Raw genomic sequence first — 16,834 nt, forward strand, 5'->3', positions numbered from 1 at the left:
AGAAGCCTGCGCGAATCGGTCGGTATCTCTGACGGATTGCGCTCTCCTTGTCAAGCACGCCTTGTCGCGGCTCTATCTCTGAACGGAAGAATTCAGGTCGGATCTGTCAGCCATTGAGCGCGTGGTTCGTTTGAGGACGATCGCCAGAACTTCACATAGATCGCATTATCAATCTTGCCGTCCGAAGAGGGGCCGATAGCTGACAGTCCACTCGCAGTTCCAATCGACGCCGAAGCTGACATTCGGCTGCGAGCCTAATAACAACCCATAACCTGCGAAGTTCATTTCCACTGCGGGTTTTCCGCGGCGAGTCCGTCTCATTTATATGGAGACCCCGTGGCGCAAACGCGCGTATGATCTACTCAGGCTCAATTTCGCTCTCTTCCCGGGCGTTGCGCACTATCGTGCCGCAGGCTTTATCGGGCCGTACTATGAGGCCATCCGTGCACGTCAGAATTGGCTGATCTGTCTCCGCAACCTTATCGTTTTCATAGGTTTTCAACTTTGGCTGCCTTGGCGCACTCTCGAAGTTGCCAAAAGGTGGAGCAAGGGTGATTGCTGGCGACGCCGAACGCTTGCCATCTGCCGCGAGCGATTTGTCGATCCCAACGATATCGCAATGTTTCGCATTGAGGAGGCTAGCGAGCTGGACCATTATATCCGGCGATTTGAGCATATTGGCATAGGTCGCGCGATCGCAAACCAGTCGACCGATCATTCAATTTTTACCACCGACAAGCGTGCGTTCTACGACCATTGCGCCGAGCGACAGATCCCGCATCCTGCTGTCTTTGCTACGATAGACGATGGGGAAATCGACGTCATTTCACTACCCAATTCCGGTGATGCCGTGTTGATCAAGCCAGCCTGCGGTAGCGGCGGTCGTGGGGTTCAGATTCCAGCGCGGAAGTCGCCCGATTTCGCGTCATCTAACTCTTTTGTGGACTGGCTCGGACAGCTCAATACGATCCGTTCGGGCCAATGGATCGCACAGCGCCATTTGGTTGCGCATCCCGACCTCAGTGATTTGGCAATCAATGCGCTTCCCAGCGTCCGAGTTACAACGATCCTTAACGAGTCCGGCGAACCAGAAATCGTAACGACCGTTCTGCGCTTTCCCAAGACCGCAGAGATGGTCATCGATAATATTGGCAAAGGCGGACTTAACGCTCCTGTGGAGCTGGAAACTGGCAGATTGGGCCGCTGTTGTGCAGGAATGGAACCTGGCGAATATGAGCGCCATCCTGAAAGTGGTGCACAGATCGAGGGCCGATTGGTTCCTCACTGGGCGAAGCTCAAAGAGCTAGCCCTCACCACCCACGCCAACCACTTTGCCGACCACGTAATGATTGGTTGGGACGTGGCTATCTCGGCAGAAGGGCCACTTTTTCTGGAGGCCAATCCACGCCCCAGTATCATCATGGCACAACGAGCACCGCGCTTGCCGGCTGGCAAACAGCGCCTCGGCGAGTTGATCGGTTATCACCTCAAAATGCGGCAGGATTTCGGTCAGGACAAGCGCAGATTGTTGAGAGCACAACCGCATGATCAATTCTGAACGCATATTGGAAATGGCTGAAAACAGACAGGCGCATCGATTACGCGAGCGAAAGATGCCTGAAAACTGGTGGTTCTATGCAAAGAAGAAATTCCCACTCTTTCCAGGCGTTTCGCGAGCAGTTCATCCGAGTTTCCTGGACGGGTATTACCAAGCCTGGCAAATGAGGATGGGTTGGCCACGAAAGCTAATCAACGCGCTTAGCTATGCGATTTTTCAAGCGTGGCTTCCATGGCGAGCGCGAAAGATAGCTGATCGTTTCGGCCTAGATAAATCTTGGCGACGCAAGGCTCTCTCGCTTTCGCGAGATCGTTTTGTCGATCCGAGCCAGATCGACGTTTACCGCATTGAGAGCCCCGATGAGTTGGACAGTTATCTGCGCAGCTTCGAGTGGAATGAAATAAATCGCAGGCTCAACCCGCGTCATTGGGGCCCGGATTGCGTGTTGTTCAACAAGGCGGACTTTTATCTCCGCTGCATGTTGAACGGGACGCCAATCCCGAAAACATACGCAATTACCTCATCTGGTGTGCCGGAAATTTTCGAGTTGCCCGAACCAGGCAAGATTATTGTCAAACCATCTCTCGGTTGCGGTGGAGTTGGCATTGCAATCAGAAACGTGCCGCCGGACCTTGCGCTCAGTCATAATCGGTTTGAGACCTTCTTGATGGGACAAACCGAGTTTGATTGCGGCGATTGGATATACCAGGAAAAATGTAAAGTGCATCCGGCTCTCGCGCCGATAGCACTTGATGCATTGCCTACAGCCCGGATCAGCACGATGGTCAACGAACACGGCGAGGCGGAAATTGTCACATCCGTCCTGCGATTTGCCTCCGTTCCCGAAACCGTAGTGGATAATCTATCCGCCGGGGGATCAATGGCACCGATCGATCTTGAAACAGGTGAGGTTGGCACCGCCTGTATGGGCCACCATGGTGGTGATTTCGTGGATCATCCGGAAACCGGCGCACGAATTGCGGGGCTCACCATGCCGGCTTGGGAGGTATGTAAGTCAATAGTTCAGAAAGCCCACTTGAATGCATTTCCTGATTATGCGCTGATTGGTTGGGATGTAGGCATCACCGACAATGGACCAGTGATTATCGAGGGAAACGCCAAACCGTGCCCGGTCGTAGCCCAACGCGGCCCACGGAAAGGGTTAGGTGACACGCGCTTCGGAGAACTGATTGCCTGGCACTTGGCACAGCAAGACGGGACGGAAAGCCGGTGACAGAGCTGTTACCCGATCCGGAACTGATTGGAATGGCTACGGCTCGGATATTCGACATCACAAAACGTCTGTCGTTCTGGCCCTTTCTCTCGACACTCCTGATTACCGGTTTCGTTTTCTATCGTCATGTCGGGCGGCGACGCGCCAATCTTCGTCGCTTCCTCAGCTATCTGTTCCCGGCAACGGTTTGGCGGCATCGATCAGCACTTGTCGACGTTAAGGTCACGATCGTCAGCATCATTACTTCACCCTTGCGCAAGTCGCTGCTGGGACTGAGTGTTCCAATTGCCGCCGCCGCTTTCGCCTACGGCTTGAACCAGTGGTTAGGCCCGCCTGCGACCCAATTCGGCGATAGCTTTGCATCTATTGCCTTGCTTGCCGCCACAATTTTTCTTCTGACCGATTTCTCTGTCTACCTCATCCATTATATCGGCCATCATTGGGAACCGTTGTGGGCGTTTCATCGCGTCCACCATTCCGCCGAACGGCTCAATCCGATAACCGTTGCGCGCAGCCATCCCGTTTATGACATTCTAGCCAAGATCACTGAAATCATCTTTGTCGCTCCGGTCCAAGGCGCGGTGCTCTTCTTCTGGCCACAACAGGCAGGGCTTGCCGTGCTGTTTGGAGTGGCGATCGTTTATGGGGTGTTTTCTCTTGCCGGAGCCAATCTACGACATTCGCATGTTTGGTTCAGCTTCGGACGTTTCGAACGGTTCTTCGTCAGCCCGGCTCAGCACCAAATCCACCACAGTAAGGCCGAAGAGCACTGGGACAGAAATTTCGGCGGCGTACTGGCAATTTGGGACTGGATGTTTGGAACGCTCGTGATGGCTCCGTCGAAACGCCAAAAACTGGAATTCGGTCTGTCGTCAGGCGAAACGCATAACGGAATCGTGGAGGCGATGGTCGAACCCTTTGTCTATGCTCACAACGCTATCACCCACCCCGACAACCGCAACCGCAGCAAAGCGGAACAGGCCCTGATTGGTGAGCGTCCAAGATGAGATTGGTTTGGTCGCTGATCGGGGTGACCGTCGCATCGCTCGGCTGGTTTGCCTACGATCAGGTTGACCGACGACCAGGCAACAGCCGTGTTGGCCTATCTCCACCCGTAGATGCTGCCCGACCAATCGCTGCATCCGATGCTTACTGGATAGAGGAGCTGACTTGGATGGAAGTCCGCGATGCAATCGCATCCGGTCATCGAACTGTCTTAATCCCAGTTGGCGGCATAGAGCAAAACGGGCCTTACGTCGTGACCGGCAAGCACAATGTTATTCTCAAAGGTACGAGCCAGGCAATTGCTGAGCGGCTGGGCAATGCGCTCATCGCTCCAATCGTTGCGTTCGTTCCACAGGGAGAGATCGAGCCCCCCAGCGGCCACATGCGTTATCCCGGGACAATTAGTGTATCCGAGCACAGCTTCCGTTCGCTCCTCCACGATATCGTTCTCAGTCTCAAAGCGCACGGTTTCAATGAAATCATCCTCATTGGCGATAGCGGCGGAAATCAAGATGGGATGGCGGCGATTGCCTCCGAACTCGATGGCAATGGCGCTCGGGTTTTCCATGTTACCGAATATTACGATTGGGACGAACGCGCCAACTGGCTGGCCGCGCAAGGATTCGACGAGGTCGATGAAGGGATTCACGATGAGCTTAGTGTCGAGCTCATAATGCTTGCCGTCGATCCAGATGCTGTCAGGATAAACGCGAGAATTGAAGCCGGTCGTTTTGCAATAAATGGTATTCCGCTTGAGCCTGTCGACGAGATGCGCCGGGTCGGCTGGCGCCTTATTGCACATATCGCTGACAAGACGGTTGCTGCAATTCACCGGCGCCGGGCTGGGAAGTAAGAATATGAGCGACCACCAGCCGACGAAACCAATGGTTCAACGCGGTGAAGTTGCGCGCGGCGCGGCAATTGCGGCATTGGCGCGGCTTGGAGCGCTGATCGAAGTTGTCGCCCAGCCAATCTACACATGGCTTTTCGGCATAGCGACCTACGGCCTCTACATTGTGCTGTTGTCGGTCGTGAAGCTCTCAGAAAAGGTGTTCGGCCTATCGCTGGCACATGCTTTGCAGCGCATTGTTCCTGTAGAGACTGAGGAACGCGCTCATGCCGCAGTAAAGTTTGCGCTCATCGCGACCCTCATACCGGCGACAGTTGCTGCGCTACTGGTGTCTTTCCACGCGCAGACGCTGGCGCAGTTCATATCCACCGATGCAGAAGATGCAGCGCAGTTGCCAATGGCAGTCGCCCTGTTTTCGTGGGCATTGCCGTTACTTGTATTTGCCGAAATCACAACTGCTGCGATTCGCGCCAGAAGAGGATTCGGTCCAGAGTTGAGATTGCGGATTTTATGGCAGCAACTTGCACGCCTGATTTTTGCGGTTGGATTCTTTGTGAGCGGACTCACGACAACCGGTTTGATGCTCGCTCATTTGGCATCGCAACTCTTCGTGGCTATCCTTTCGATCCGGCTGCTCGGGCACTACTATGACCTAAAGCTTCTTGTGTTTGCGCCATTGCCTTCGAATCTACGCAAGACGGCCTTGCTGTCGGGCATCGCACTAATGCCAAGCGCCGTGGCTAGGCGCATTTTGAACGACCTGCCACCCATTATCCTCAATCTGATCCTCCCCGGTGCCCAAGGGGCTACGGCTGCTGGCTTGTTCGGTATCGCAAGGAAGGTGGCTTCGATACCGCTAATGGTTCGTCAGGCCTTCCATTATGTCCTCGCGCCGCTCAGTTCAGCGCAAGCGGCGGTCGACCGCATGGCGATCGTTCCTATTTATTCCTTTTCCGTTCGCGTGTCTGCGGCACTCGCTATACCGGTTGGCGGAACGCTAGCTTTTCTCGCACCGAATATTCTCGGGCTCTTTGGACCTGGGGCTGAGGGCGCTCTCGGTATATTGCTGATTCTGGTGGCCGGTCGTGTCGGGGAAGCGATAATTGGACCTGCTACACCAATCGTCGAAATGACGAAGCATCGCAGCTTCCCGCTCATTAATAGTCTTGCGGGTATTGCTGTTTGGGCCGCCCTGGCCTGGTGGCTCACGCCTAAGATGGGAATGGAAGGTATGGCGATCGCCGTCAGTGTGGCAACGGTCGTAATCGCATGGGCAGCGGTCATTGAGCTTATCGCAATCGACCGAATGCAGCCGTTCGACATCCTGTTCGCGAAAGGTACCTTCACGGGAATTGCTGGAATTTTGTTGCTATACGCCATCGGCATGCTTCTCGATCCGCTGGGATCGACCGCACGCATGACCGGTATTCTTTCGATGTTGCTCCCTATCTGCTGGTTGACCCTCAGAGCGGGGCTTGGGTCAGATGACCGACATGCTCTGGGAAAACCTGCACGCGTACTTCGGCTTGCCTGATCTAAAATTTGGCCTTCGCTGACAACCGTACTGCACGTGGCCTCACCGGCGTGGTCTGTGGAACGTCCCGCACTGTAAACGGATTGCCGAAAGCGAAGCTGTTTCCCCTGCTGTTTGCTAGGTTTGAACCTTCGACTGAAACGGTCCAGTCGTTGGTGCGAAGTGCCACGGACGCCTGAGCTTCACCAAATGCGCCTTGTTCAAACTGTAATGTTGGATCCGTGTCGAGCAGGGATTTGCTCGTGTAATCAATTGCCAGTCCCACTTCGAGGTTGATTTCGCTAGTTACAGGAGCGGAGAATTGAGCGCTCAATCTTCCGCCAAAAGCCGCAACATTCGGTAGCCTGCCGTCATCGTCAGCTGCAACATCGGGCGCAGGATCGAAGTGGACTTCGTTTACAAATATCGCGCCGCTAATTCGGAGGTTGTCCGAAGGTATGACCGTCGCACTCGCTGTCAGGCCGACAATTTCTCCGTAGCCGACGTTTCTGGTCGCCGGGAACCCTTGCGCGTCGATCTGATCGGCCTGAATGTCGTTCCAATCGGTGTAGAAGGCAGACGTCGCGATCTCTATAGGAAACGAACCGCCAAGTTTAATGCGACCGCCAACTTCGATGGATTGCAACGTGTCTGGTGTAAATCGGCTGATAACGGTGCTGACTTCATCAGCACCGTCAATGCTTATACCGCCGGCTCTATAGCCTTCCTGATAACGGACATAAGCAACCACTCCATCCAGCGGACGCCATGACAAGGCTGCTGTTGGCAAAAGCTTCAATGCATTGATTTGGGGGTCAACCTCTTCGCCATCTCCAAGGATTTCCTCGACGAAGCTCTCGGTATAAACGAGACGTCCTCCAACGGTGCCATAAATTTCCTGTACCAACGGGAATGTGCTTTCGCCGAAAAGCGAATATTCTGTGAGTTCGTTGGTCGCCTCGGCTCGCCTCTCTAGATCATCGTTTTCGGGATTGCCGAAGAATTGGCGGCGGCGATCCAGATTATGCGCGAAACTGCCGCCAATCACCCATTTGATGTCTGCGTTTGGATCGGAGGCGACGCGCGTTTCGTGGCTCGTCAGCCGAATCTCACGTTCCTCGTCGAATACCAGCGGGCCGCCAGTATTTGAAAGGGTGCTGGCGTCAAAAACCGTATCGAGATCGCTATGAAAGCGACCAGTCGCGGAAACCAGGCTGGCACCACCAAGGTTGGTTCTTAGCGTTAAACCTAGACCCATTATGTCATTGTCAAACGGCTGATCTAACAAACTGCGTCGCTGCAGTGGCCCTACGGTCGGTTCAGCATATTGGCCATCTCGCGTATTCAGTGTTTGTTGTAACCAATCGAGGTCGACAGCCCAACCTTCCGCCGGCTCAAATCGTGCTGTCGTGCGCCAGCCTTGTATGCGTGTACGATTGACATTGTCTTCGGCACGCCCGACGTCGTCGATATATCCGCCCTGCTGGTCATAGTAACCAAGTGCCCTCACCGCCAAAACATCGCCAAGGGGAGCATTCAAGAGCCCAGCGAGATTGTAGCTGACAGCGCCATCTTGCGCGGCGCCCCCGCCTGCCCAAGCAGCGGCTTCCCATGTATCAAGTGCGGCGCGTTTAGGTGCCATTCGAATGACCCCGCCAAGGGCACCAACGCCGTACAATGTGCCTTGCGGCCCTTCCAGTAGCTCTACTCGCTCGAAATCGTAGAGCCGTAAATCCGGATTTGGCGCGCTGTAGATGAGGCGCAGATCACCGAAATAAAGGCCTATCGTGGACTGCGTTGGGCCATTGAAGCTGCTGTCGGCGACCCCGCGAATAAAAAGTTTGTTGCGGCCCGATCCGAGGTTGGTTGAAGATGTGATCGGTAAGGTCGATAGGAGATTTTCGAGGCCATTCGATAAAATGCCGGGAAGCGCTTCATCGAGTGGAATAACGGTCGTGCTGCCCGGATAGCTTTCGTATAGGTGTGGTTGCTTGCTCGCGGTAACGATGATCGGTGTAGGTGGGGGGGCTGGTCTGGGTGATCGTCGGATCGACGGGGTCGCTGATGGAGGTCGAGATGTTCCCGAGGGTGCGGAGTATGTGGGTTGTGCACGGCGATGAACAATTCGGAACGATCTCTTACCTGTCACCTGTGCGCTAAAGGGTGTTCCCGCCAGCAACCGTCGGAGAGCTGCCCGAGGTGACATCCTACCTCGTACAGCTGCCGTGCGCACTTGAGATACTTCACCAATTGTCCCGGCGATCGTGACCCCGGACTGGAGTGCTAGAACCCGAATGGCGTCATCGAGTGTTCCGGATGGTATGTTGACCTCCACTGGCCGATCAACAGTGTCCTGCGCCGCGGCTTGCGCAGAAGGAAAGAAAGAACAACAGAGAATTACAGCAAGGAGCGCCTCGGCTAAGAGCTGAATAGGTCTGCAAAACCCCAATCGACTCGAGTAAGTCTTTCGCGCTGAATTAGCACGGAAACCAAAACGGTTGTGGCTCTTGCTAGTTCGACGCAACCAACCAACCATCATTTGACCGTACCGCTCGCCCGCCGAGCAAAGCCGCAACCTCATTGATAACGGCATCCTTGTCGCCGGTTGTCTGGACAACTCCCGACAGCTTTTGTTGTGAAACTTGTTCGTCAACGGTAATCGTCACGCCAAGATTGCGTCCAATATCTGAAGCAACGATCTGCGCGGGTGTGTCCGCGAACACCAATTGGTCAGATCTCCAAGCAACTACTGCTTCTGGAGCAATCCTACGACGCTCGAGCCTCCCGCCATTAAGAATTTGAATGGCTTCTCCAGCGCCGATTGACATTCGGTCGTCGCTCGGATCGATAATGATCTCACCTTCGGCAACGCCTACTCGAATGGATCTTTTATCCTTTATGACATTGAAGACGGTACCTTTATCGACAAGCGTCAATTCTCCAACGTCAACACGTAGCGAAGGGGACGGAGGCTGCTCGATATAGAATGCTGCCTCGCCCTCGAGCACGCGCACTCGATTGGTTTTGGCTGACACTTCCAGATGGGTCCCGCCATTTATCTCAATCGTGAGTCCGTCATCCAAACTAATGCTACGAGTTTCACCCGCAGCGGTTCGGATTTCTTCAAACGCGAATTCTCGGCCAAACGGCCAGAACATTAAGGCTACTGCAAGTGCGGCAGCGATTGCTGCGCCACCGAAAAACCCACGTCGGCCAACCGTCGCCCGCTCCTCGATTGGCTCACCAGCGTTGATGTCAATATCATCCGGCTTCAGACTTGAAGCCGTATCGTCTGCGAGCCTAACCGATTGGTACGCGCTCGCATGTGCAGGACTTTGCTCCAACCATTCGGTAAAAGCATCCCAGTCGTCAGCTGTTGCGCTATTGTCGCGAAGCCGCAAATGCCATGTCACCGCCTCGTCGGCGATCCGGTTCTCGTTGTTATGATCGCTAGTACTCATTGCTTGTTGTATAGACGGTGTCAGCCTCCATTTTCCGCAGTTGTGTCCCGCTGAAACTCCGCAATTGCCTTGTAGGCTGCTTGTAGGTGTTTCTCCACGGCGCTGAGACTGATACCAAGTTCAGCTGCGATGTCCTTCTGCGCAATTTCTTCCAGCCTATAGGCTCGGAAGATGCGGCGCGTGCGCTCGGGAAGCCCATTCAAGATCCTCTGAATTTGCTCAAGCCGCTGCCGGTCAATCGCGATACCCTCAGGCGACGTTGCCGCCAGCGCTTCGTGCTCGGTTATTGATGTTATTTCGACCCATTTTTGCTCACGCAATTTGCGGCTCACTGCCAATCGCGCACGGTCATGGGCAACATTGTCAGCGATACGAAAGACATACGCCAAGGGATCGGCGACTGGTCCGGTCCTTTTGGTCGTTTCGATTTTAACCCAGACTTCCTGAAGGACTTCTTCAGCTTCTTCGACGTTTCCAAGTCGCGCGACAAGAAAACGCGAAATGCGTTCTCTGTGGGTCAAAAAGACCGCACCTAATCCTGTCACCGACTTATCCATACGGCCCTTGTGCCGGAATGCTCACGCGAAACAAGGACTGCATGCGGTTGCCTGGCGGCCATTGGTGCTATCTCAACCGAGCCGAATTGCAAATCTTGAACGCAACGGGATCACGTACCCAGAACTCTCTTTAGATCGCTTGATCGAATAATGCTCGGCCACCGGTACGTCGCTCGCGAGAGCAAGAAGCGCACAGCCCAGTTTTGCTTTATACTGATAGGGCGCTCTGGACCGACGCTAACACCAAAGCTTCAACAAATGCATCTTGCGCTGCAGGATTAAACTGCAGCAAGTCATCTTCATTCTCCTTGACAGGAACAGCTGCGGAGAATGTCCGCTTTCGAGACTTCATGAGTTCCACGCTTACGTCTTAGATGAGGGCGCAAAGCAGTTATTTCGGGATCGACTTAGCTGCATCCATTAGCGCGGAGAGAGCGGACACCGACTTTCGCAGCTCCGCGATCTTGTCGGGATCGAACGTGCTACTCGGTGCACCAAGCCCGATGGCGATGATACTTGCATCCTCCATCACCATGCCAATGCGGGTATAGAGAAGCCTGACGAGCTCGGTCTCGTTTTCGTCCATGACGTCACGAAGCCATGGAATGTCCCGACAGTCCACCACCAGCTTTTTAAGGCAGGTTCCGGCCCGTCAGTCGAGCAGCTCGCCCAGCTTCACACGAAGCCCCTTGGCGAGGCGCTCGACTACCTCGATCGACGGATTGCGGCGCCCTCTTTCAAGGTCACTGATATAGGTGCGATGGATATCGGATTGGTGCGCGAGCTCTTCCTGCGACCAGTCGCGTGCCCGCCTCAAGCGGCGCAGGTTTCGGGCAAGGCGGTCGTGAACATCCACATGCGCCAGTTGCGTACGATGTCGACAATCAATCTACAGACGATCAGTCACATAACGACTTGACTTCACTTCGCTTGAGAGCGCTACTGTCGTCGATGAGTATCATGATGACAAATACGAAAAAGCCGTCGGGCCACGTGATCGAGGTGATCAACCGCCAGCGGCTTATCGCGCTGGCGATGGAACGCGGGTACAATGCGTTCTTGCCCGTCTATGACGACGGGATCGATTTCATACTGTGCCGCGAGGACGGCAAGGGCGGTCCGGCTGACCTGCTCAAGGTACAGCTCAAGAGCCGATGGACCATTCACAGGAAATACCTTGGCCGCGACATCTGGATCGCCTTTCCCGATAGCCAAGACTGGTACCTCGCGCCGCATGACCAGTTGGTCGAGATGGCCGATAAAGCTGGTTTTACGTCCTCTGCTTCATGGACCGAAAACGGCACCTACCACCGGGCGCCCATGTCCCTTCAGCTTCGGCAAGCCATGGATCACTGGCGCATCTGACATCGCTGCAGGATCGCCAGCCCGCGCTGGGCAAAATTACTCCGGCTCGTAGGTCCACCATTCCGGCCACTTGACCTTGCGCGGCGTGCGGGTGGCTTCCCAGACGATACGCTGCTCTTCTTCGGAAAGTTCGAGCACGCCGATCCGATCCAGCGCCTTTTCCACGATCCACGGGTTGAGCTCCCAGCGTGCCCGCGACTTGTCGGTTGAAAATTTCAGCACGGCGAGGCCAAGGTCTTCCAGAATGACATCGACGCCATTCTTGATGAACTTCACGGGCATGTCGAACTGCTCGACAGCTGCCTGCTCGCGGCGGGTCCGAGCCTGCTGGACTGCATCGAGAACATAGCGGTTTTCCGCGCTTTCCCCTTTCAGTCCCTTGTGCATCAACTGCAGCAAAAAGGCTTGCTCGACCGTGACCTGCCTGGTCTCGCCTTCATCGCGGATGGTCACAAGTTCCCCGAGCAAGTCCTCATACGGGGCTTCGCGGCGTGATCCCTTCGGACGTCCCTTCGGGTTGCCGGACTGTCCCTTTTTAAACCGTGTCGATCTGGGCGGCTTGCCGTAACCGGTAGGGCCGTCATTCGTCATAGATCCGTCCTTTCGGCCAGCGCAACTTGTGCGGGTGGAAGGTGAAGAACTTGATGTCTTTCACCTGCTTGGCATTGAACTTTCTGCGCCCCGGCCGGCTCAATGCAGCCTGCGTCGCCCAGGTGTGTACATTCCAGCGGACCCCGCCGACCCGCATGTCAGGCTCCGCGATCCCGAGGATATCAAGTGCGGCATTGGCGTTGTCGGAGCTGTAATGCAGGACCAGCTTGCGCACCGGAAATACCTTCCCGCGCTTGCGGTTGAGGAATGCATCACGCTCCTCGATCCACTTGAGAACCCGTCGGATCGCCAACCTCTTGCCCGCAAAGGCGTCCTTTAGCGTCTGCCGCTGCATCGCTTCTTCTGCAGTGAGCTCGCGCTGCTCACCGTTCACCACACCGGGAATGCGCTTGTCTAGGATGATGTCAAAAGGCGCACCGCCGGCGCTCTTCCTGGGCCGTCCCTTGGGATTGCCGGACCGGCCCTTCCTGAAGCGTGTATCCTTGCTCATTCTGCGACCTCCCTTGCACCTTCACGGTGGACAAGCTTCGGGGTCTTGCCGGTAATGTCCGTCCAACGCTGCATCGCGAGCGCTACGTAGGCCGGATCGATATCGATCCCGCGGAAGCACCGGCCCACGCGTTCAGCAGCAACGAGGCTGGTGCCCGATCCGAGAAAGATATCGAGCACGAGATTACCGCGCGCTGTCACGTCGCAATATGCATCGGCCACCATGGCAACCGGCTTGACCGTGGGGTGAAGCGCGAGGTCCTCGCGGCGCGATCCCTTCATCGAGTTGACACTCGGGTAGTCCCAGACATTCGTCCGATTGCGGCCGTGCTTGCCCAGCTCGACGTTGTTGACGTGCGAAGCGTCGCCCATGCGGTAAACGAAGATCATCTCGTGCTTCGAGCGGTAGAGCGAACCCATGCCTGCATTGCTCTTGTTCCAAACGCAGATGTTGAGCAGCTCGCTGTAGATGTCGGCGGTCGAAGCCGTGACATCGTCCATGTGGCGCCAGTCCATGCAGACGAAGTGCACCGCGCCTTCCCGCGAAACCTTCGCGCAGGCACCGAGCGTATCGGATAAAAACTGCTGGAATTCCGAGGTCTTCATCTCGCCCGAAGCCATCGCGAACTCGCGGTGGCGCCCCTTCGCGTTAGCATGGCCGTTGATCTTCACGTTGTAGGGCGGGTCAAGAAACGCGCAGTCGACCTTCGCGCCATCGCCCACGACCTCGCGCAGAAAGGCGACATCGCGCCCGTCGCCGCAGCCTATCCGGTGTTCACCGAGCTGCCAGACATCGCCGAGCTGGACGTCAGGGTGAACGGGGACGGGCGGGATGATTTCATCGTCCGGATCAACGCTCTCATCGAGCAGTACATCGATCTCGCCCATGCTAAAGCCGGTCAGAGTCAGGTCGATGTCGATTTCGGGGACGGACAGCTCGGCCAGTTCGAGCTTCAGGATCTCGGTATCCCAGCCCGCGTTGAGCGCGATCTTGTTGTCGGCAAGCCGCAGCGCCTTCTTCTGCACTTCCGACAGGCACGCCAGCGTGATCACGGGAACGGTGCCGAGGCCCAGCTCGCGCGCCGCGCGCAGCCGGCCGTGGCCCGCTATGAGATTGCCTTCCGGGTCAGCAAGGATCGGGTTGGTAAAGCCGAACGCGCGGATCGATGCCGCGATCTGTTCGACCTGCTTCTTCGAATGCGTGCGCGCGTTGCGCGGATCAGGGGTGAGCTCAGAGAGGGGCTTGTAGACTACCTCAAGGCGGTCATTAACGTGGTTTTTCAGGGGGTTCATCGTCTAGTTCTCCTTTGATTCGGATGCACTGGACCCCTGATTATTCACATAATCGCCCCAATTTATACCAACGTTTTGACACTCTGGTTCTTCGACTGGACTTCACCTCAGAAACGAGCATGACTGTCCCCAGCGCCCGGCGAGTTCGGGCTTGTCCCGGTGACGGAGGCCACTTCCGGCCGACCGCGAACCGGAGACAGAAAATGACCCGACAAACAGAGGTAAAACCCACCAAGCTCGACACGCTGGAAAAGCTCATGCGCCGCAAGCAGGGAGCCAGCATCGCCGAGATGACGAAGGCAACCGGATGGCAGGCCCATTCGGTGCGCAGCGCGCTGGCAGGTGCACTCAAGAAGCGCGGTCTCGTGATCAACTCTGCAAAAGAAAAGGACGTCCGGCGCTACTCGGTTGGCGAAGAATGATGGGCGGCGATATCGAGAAAACCGTCGCTTCGCTCCAGACCATGGACCTCGACGACTTGCGAAGCTTTTGGCGCAAGCGTTTCGGTAAGCCGCCGGCTCTTCGTTCCGAGCCAATCCTGCGCCAGCTGCTCGCGTGGCGGGTGCAGGTGCAGGCCTTCGGCGGACTCGACGCGCAAACGCTGGGCGCGTTGGGCAGGACCGGCCCGGTCCTCGCCGAGGGCAGGCAGCTCGGCGTGGGCGCGCGTCTCACGCGGCAATGGAAGGGGCGCGAAGTGACAGTGACCGTCGAGGAAGAGGGGTTTCGGTGGGAAGACCGCGTGTTCCCCAGCCTGTCAGCCGCTGCCACCGCGATCGCGGGATCGCGCTGGAACGGCCCGCGCTTCTTTGGCTTGAGAGACAACTGATGGGTGCGAAGCAAAGACGCTGTGCGATATACACCCGCAAGTCTTCCGAGGAAGGTCTCGACCAATCGTTCAACTCATTGGACGCGCAGCGCGAGGCCTGCGAAGCCTACGTACTTAGCCAAGCCAGCGAAGGCTGGTCAGCGCATGCAAGCCGCTATGACGACGGCGGCTATTCGGGCGGGAACATGGAACGCCCGGGGCTCGAAGCGCTGCTGGACGACATCCGCGCGGGCAAGATCGACGTGGTGGTCGTCTACAAGATCGACCGCCTGACCCGCAGCCTCGCCGACTTTGCCCGCATCGTCGAGGTGTTCGAACAGCATTACTGCAGCTTCGTCTCGGTCACCCAGTCGTTCAACACCACCGGCTCGATGGGCAAGCTGATGCTCAACGTGCTCCTATCCTTCGCGCAGTTCGAGCGCGAGGTCACCGGCGAGCGCATCCGCGACAAGATCGCCGCGTCAAAAGCCAAGGGACTTTGGATGGGCGGCAACCTGCCGCTCGGCTTTGATCTTCCGGGTGAAGGCTCGCGCGTGCTCAGGATAAACGAGGCCGAAGCCGCGACCGTCAGCACGATATTCGAAAGCTACTTGCAGCTTGGCAGCGTCCGCGCGCTGCAGGAGGAGCTGGCGGCCAGGGGTATCGTCTCGAAGCGCCATGTCACGCGCAAGGGCAAAGAGGTCGGCGGCTTGCCCTTCGGCCGCGGCGCGCTCTTCCATTTGCTCCGTAACCCCCTCTACCTCGGCAAGATCACCCACAAGGGCAAGGTCCATGATGGCGCGCACCCCGCCATCATCGAACAAGAGCTGTTCGATCGCGTACAGGCAAAGCTGGAGGCAAACGCCCACCAGCACGGGAAACGCAAGAAGCAAAGAAAGGTCAACTCACCGCTAACCGGCAAGCTCTTCGATGCGAACGGTGAAGTGATGAGTCCCGCCTGGTCGCGCGGCCAATCAGGAAAGTCCTATCGTTACTATGTCTCCGCCTCGCTCCAGCAGGGAACGGGCGCGCTTGATCCAGATCGGGTGCAGCGCCTGTCAGCCGAGGAGACTGAGCAGGTGGTCCGCGAGACACTCAGGCGCTGGCTACCGCGCGCGGACGATCCGCTGGCCGCATTGCGATCGATCCGCCTCAAAAACGATGGGCTACATTTCGAGCTCGCGTGCAAAGAAGGAACGCGATCACGTCTCGAGCTGTATAAAGACGAGCAGATCATCCATCGCGCCCGTGACATGGTCACCATCAGGCTCCCGCTTCTCTTGCCGCTTCGCGGCGGCAGGAAACTCGTCACCAGGTCTGCGCTGGCATCGCCGCGGCCCGACGACGTGCTGATCGCTGCTTTGCGAAAGGCGCATGCAATGCTGTCGAACGAGCGCGGCTCACCGTTTATGCAAACAGCGCCGGTCTCGCCATATGATCGCAACATCCTGCGATTGGCGTTTCTCGCGCCCGACATCCAGCAGGCGATTGTCACAGGCCGGCAACCGCCGCATCTGAACCTCGAAACCCTGCGGCAAATGAAGATCCCGCTAAGCTGGAAAATGCAGCGTGATGTGCTGGGGTTTCAAACCTCGAAAACAGGCCTTTCAGGCGAGAGAAAAAGGCATTTTGGCGAATTAGGGGGCCCAAACAGGCATTAAATGCCCTGTTTTGTCGAATAACAGGAAAACCCCCGCCTTAGGCACACAACTCACGGAAATTACGCAATTTTACTAGAATAAATCTGCGCCGAACTCGCAAAAATGGCCTGTTATTGGCCCAAAAGTGCATGATTTTCCCTGTTATCGCCCAATGTGGGCAAACCGTACCGACAGCATCGCCGTAAGAGACGGGGGCCCTGTTCGGGCCGGAAAAGGCCTGAAGAGACGCGTGCTTGGATGCGCCTGTTACGGCTTGGGGTGAAGAAATCGGCCTGTTCTGGGATCTTGCGTGGGCAACCTGAAACTAGAGACGGGTGCTCGAGATAGGTGGCGGAGAGGGTGGGATTCGAACCCACGATACGGTTGCCCGTATACCGCATTTCGAGTGCGGCGCATTCGACCTCTCTGCCACCTCTCCGCTATTTGGGGTG

At 56.5% G+C, this 16,834-nt stretch carries 17 protein-coding genes, 1 tRNA gene and 1 pseudogene; 9 read left to right on the plus strand and 10 right to left on the minus strand.

Annotation, left to right across the window (positions count from 1 at the left end):
- Positions 1-325: 325 nt before the first annotated feature.
- From ACQY4G_RS01115 to ACQY4G_RS01135, 5 genes are read left to right on the plus strand one after another with little or no spacing between them, the layout of a single operon-like run.
- Positions 326-1,558 carry a sugar-transfer associated ATP-grasp domain-containing protein gene (locus tag ACQY4G_RS01115; RefSeq protein ID WP_421992454.1) on the plus strand — a complete coding sequence of 411 codons (1,233 nt, stop codon included), beginning with the start codon at positions 326-328 and terminating at the stop codon, positions 1,556-1,558.
- Positions 1,545-2,792 carry a sugar-transfer associated ATP-grasp domain-containing protein gene (locus ACQY4G_RS01120; RefSeq protein ID WP_421992456.1) on the plus strand — a complete coding sequence of 416 codons (1,248 nt, stop codon included), beginning with the start codon at positions 1,545-1,547 and terminating at the stop codon, positions 2,790-2,792. Before ACQY4G_RS01115 ends, ACQY4G_RS01120 begins: the two co-directional genes overlap by 14 nt.
- Complete coding sequence (locus tag ACQY4G_RS01125; RefSeq protein WP_421992458.1) at positions 2,789-3,799, plus strand: sterol desaturase family protein; 1,011 nt, start codon at positions 2,789-2,791, stop codon at positions 3,797-3,799. The genes ACQY4G_RS01120 and ACQY4G_RS01125 overlap by 4 nt, the downstream gene beginning before the upstream one ends.
- The gene (locus ACQY4G_RS01130) at positions 3,796-4,650 is read left to right on the plus strand and encodes a creatininase family protein (RefSeq protein WP_421992459.1); all 855 of its coding nucleotides are present in this window, start codon (positions 3,796-3,798) and stop codon (positions 4,648-4,650) included. Before ACQY4G_RS01125 ends, ACQY4G_RS01130 begins: the two co-directional genes overlap by 4 nt.
- 4 nt (positions 4,651-4,654) lie before the next feature.
- Positions 4,655-6,181 carry a lipopolysaccharide biosynthesis protein gene (locus ACQY4G_RS01135; RefSeq protein ID WP_421992461.1) on the plus strand — a complete coding sequence of 509 codons (1,527 nt, stop codon included), beginning with the start codon at positions 4,655-4,657 and terminating at the stop codon, positions 6,179-6,181.
- 1 nt (position 6,182) lies between these two features.
- Here ACQY4G_RS01135 and ACQY4G_RS01140 read toward each other — a convergent pair whose 3' ends face one another.
- From ACQY4G_RS01140 to ACQY4G_RS01165, 6 genes and pseudogenes are all read right to left on the minus strand, one after another.
- Entirely contained in the window at positions 6,183-7,802 is a 1,620-nt protein-coding gene (locus ACQY4G_RS01140; RefSeq protein WP_421993536.1) for a TonB-dependent receptor domain-containing protein, read from the minus strand.
- Between the two features lie 66 nt (positions 7,803-7,868).
- Positions 7,869-8,753: pseudogene (locus tag ACQY4G_RS01145) on the minus strand (STN domain-containing protein); the annotation flags it as partial.
- The gene (locus tag ACQY4G_RS01150) at positions 8,671-9,621 is read right to left on the minus strand and encodes a FecR family protein (RefSeq protein WP_421992463.1); all 951 of its coding nucleotides are present in this window, start codon (positions 9,619-9,621) and stop codon (positions 8,671-8,673) included. The pseudogene ACQY4G_RS01145 and the gene ACQY4G_RS01150, both read right to left, overlap by 83 nt.
- 20 nt (positions 9,622-9,641) lie before the next feature.
- Entirely contained in the window at positions 9,642-10,178 is a 537-nt protein-coding gene (locus tag ACQY4G_RS01155) for an RNA polymerase sigma factor (RefSeq protein ID WP_421992465.1), read from the minus strand.
- 391 nt (positions 10,179-10,569) lie between these two features.
- Entirely contained in the window at positions 10,570-10,764 is a 195-nt protein-coding gene (locus ACQY4G_RS01160) for a hypothetical protein (protein ID WP_421992467.1), read from the minus strand.
- A gap of 66 nt (positions 10,765-10,830) precedes the next feature.
- Positions 10,831-10,995 (minus strand): helix-turn-helix domain-containing protein, encoded by a 165-nt coding sequence (locus ACQY4G_RS01165; protein ID WP_421992469.1) that lies wholly within the window; start codon positions 10,993-10,995, stop codon positions 10,831-10,833.
- A 134-nt stretch (positions 10,996-11,129) separates the two neighbouring features.
- Here ACQY4G_RS01165 and ACQY4G_RS01170 point away from each other — a divergent pair, with 134 nt between their 5' ends.
- Entirely contained in the window at positions 11,130-11,543 is a 414-nt protein-coding gene (locus tag ACQY4G_RS01170) for a hypothetical protein (protein ID WP_421992471.1), read from the plus strand.
- 36 nt (positions 11,544-11,579) lie between these two features.
- Here ACQY4G_RS01170 and ACQY4G_RS01175 read toward each other — a convergent pair whose 3' ends face one another.
- From ACQY4G_RS01175 to ACQY4G_RS01185, 3 genes are read right to left on the minus strand one after another with little or no spacing between them, the layout of a single operon-like run.
- Entirely contained in the window at positions 11,580-12,134 is a 555-nt protein-coding gene (locus tag ACQY4G_RS01175) for a DUF5681 domain-containing protein (RefSeq protein WP_421992473.1), read from the minus strand.
- Complete coding sequence (locus ACQY4G_RS01180) at positions 12,124-12,645, minus strand: DUF5681 domain-containing protein (protein ID WP_421992475.1); 522 nt, start codon at positions 12,643-12,645, stop codon at positions 12,124-12,126. The genes ACQY4G_RS01175 and ACQY4G_RS01180 overlap by 11 nt, the downstream gene beginning before the upstream one ends.
- The gene (locus ACQY4G_RS01185) at positions 12,642-13,937 is read right to left on the minus strand and encodes a site-specific DNA-methyltransferase (RefSeq protein WP_421992477.1); all 1,296 of its coding nucleotides are present in this window, start codon (positions 13,935-13,937) and stop codon (positions 12,642-12,644) included. Before ACQY4G_RS01185 ends, ACQY4G_RS01180 begins: the two co-directional genes overlap by 4 nt.
- Positions 13,938-14,140: 203 nt before the next feature.
- Between ACQY4G_RS01185 and ACQY4G_RS01190 the strand changes: the two genes are divergently transcribed.
- Genes ACQY4G_RS01190 through ACQY4G_RS01200 form a run of 3 tightly spaced genes read left to right on the plus strand, consistent with a single transcriptional unit; the run spans position 14,141 to position 16,403 of the window.
- Positions 14,141-14,359: a DUF3489 domain-containing protein gene (locus tag ACQY4G_RS01190; RefSeq protein WP_421992479.1), complete on the plus strand. Its 219-nt coding sequence runs from the start codon at positions 14,141-14,143 to the stop codon at positions 14,357-14,359.
- Complete coding sequence (locus tag ACQY4G_RS01195; RefSeq protein WP_425061700.1) at positions 14,356-14,763, plus strand: DUF2924 domain-containing protein; 408 nt, start codon at positions 14,356-14,358, stop codon at positions 14,761-14,763. Before ACQY4G_RS01190 ends, ACQY4G_RS01195 begins: the two co-directional genes overlap by 4 nt.
- Positions 14,763-16,403 carry a recombinase family protein gene (locus ACQY4G_RS01200; protein ID WP_421992483.1) on the plus strand — a complete coding sequence of 547 codons (1,641 nt, stop codon included), beginning with the start codon at positions 14,763-14,765 and terminating at the stop codon, positions 16,401-16,403. Before ACQY4G_RS01195 ends, ACQY4G_RS01200 begins: the two co-directional genes overlap by 1 nt.
- Before the next feature lie 328 nt (positions 16,404-16,731).
- Here the strand turns inward: ACQY4G_RS01200 and ACQY4G_RS01205 are convergent.
- Positions 16,732-16,821: transfer RNA gene (locus tag ACQY4G_RS01205), tRNA-Ser, on the minus strand.
- Between the last annotated feature and the right edge of the window lie 13 nt (positions 16,822-16,834).

It is taken from the genome of Qipengyuania sp., from assembly GCF_965277845.1.
Lineage (GTDB): Bacteria > Pseudomonadota > Alphaproteobacteria > Sphingomonadales > Sphingomonadaceae > Qipengyuania.

Excerpts from the sequence above, each read along its gene's own strand:
- ACQY4G_RS01115 (WP_421992454.1), top strand. The coding sequence starts at position 326 with ATGGAGACCCCGTGGCGCAAACGCGCGTATGATCTACTCAGGCTCAAT.
- ACQY4G_RS01120 (WP_421992456.1), top strand. The coding sequence starts at position 1,545 with ATGATCAATTCTGAACGCATATTGGAAATGGCTGAAAACAGACAGGCG.
- ACQY4G_RS01130 (WP_421992459.1), top strand. The coding sequence starts at position 3,796 with ATGAGATTGGTTTGGTCGCTGATCGGGGTGACCGTCGCATCGCTCGGC.
- ACQY4G_RS01135 (WP_421992461.1), top strand. The coding sequence starts at position 4,655 with ATGAGCGACCACCAGCCGACGAAACCAATGGTTCAACGCGGTGAAGTT.
- ACQY4G_RS01140 (WP_421993536.1), bottom strand. The coding sequence starts at position 7,802 with ATGGCACCTAAACGCGCCGCACTTGATACATGGGAAGCCGCTGCTTGG.
- ACQY4G_RS01150 (WP_421992463.1), bottom strand. The coding sequence starts at position 9,621 with ATGAGTACTAGCGATCATAACAACGAGAACCGGATCGCCGACGAGGCG.
- ACQY4G_RS01155 (WP_421992465.1), bottom strand. The coding sequence starts at position 10,178 with ATGGATAAGTCGGTGACAGGATTAGGTGCGGTCTTTTTGACCCACAGA.
- ACQY4G_RS01160 (WP_421992467.1), bottom strand. The coding sequence starts at position 10,764 with ATGGACGAAAACGAGACCGAGCTCGTCAGGCTTCTCTATACCCGCATT.
- ACQY4G_RS01170 (WP_421992471.1), top strand. The coding sequence starts at position 11,130 with ATGAGTATCATGATGACAAATACGAAAAAGCCGTCGGGCCACGTGATC.
- ACQY4G_RS01175 (WP_421992473.1), bottom strand. The coding sequence starts at position 12,134 with ATGACGAATGACGGCCCTACCGGTTACGGCAAGCCGCCCAGATCGACA.
- ACQY4G_RS01180 (WP_421992475.1), bottom strand. The coding sequence starts at position 12,645 with ATGAGCAAGGATACACGCTTCAGGAAGGGCCGGTCCGGCAATCCCAAG.
- ACQY4G_RS01185 (WP_421992477.1), bottom strand. The coding sequence starts at position 13,937 with ATGAACCCCCTGAAAAACCACGTTAATGACCGCCTTGAGGTAGTCTAC.
- ACQY4G_RS01190 (WP_421992479.1), top strand. The coding sequence starts at position 14,141 with ATGACCCGACAAACAGAGGTAAAACCCACCAAGCTCGACACGCTGGAA.
- ACQY4G_RS01195 (WP_425061700.1), top strand. The coding sequence starts at position 14,356 with ATGATGGGCGGCGATATCGAGAAAACCGTCGCTTCGCTCCAGACCATG.
- ACQY4G_RS01200 (WP_421992483.1), top strand. The coding sequence starts at position 14,763 with ATGGGTGCGAAGCAAAGACGCTGTGCGATATACACCCGCAAGTCTTCC.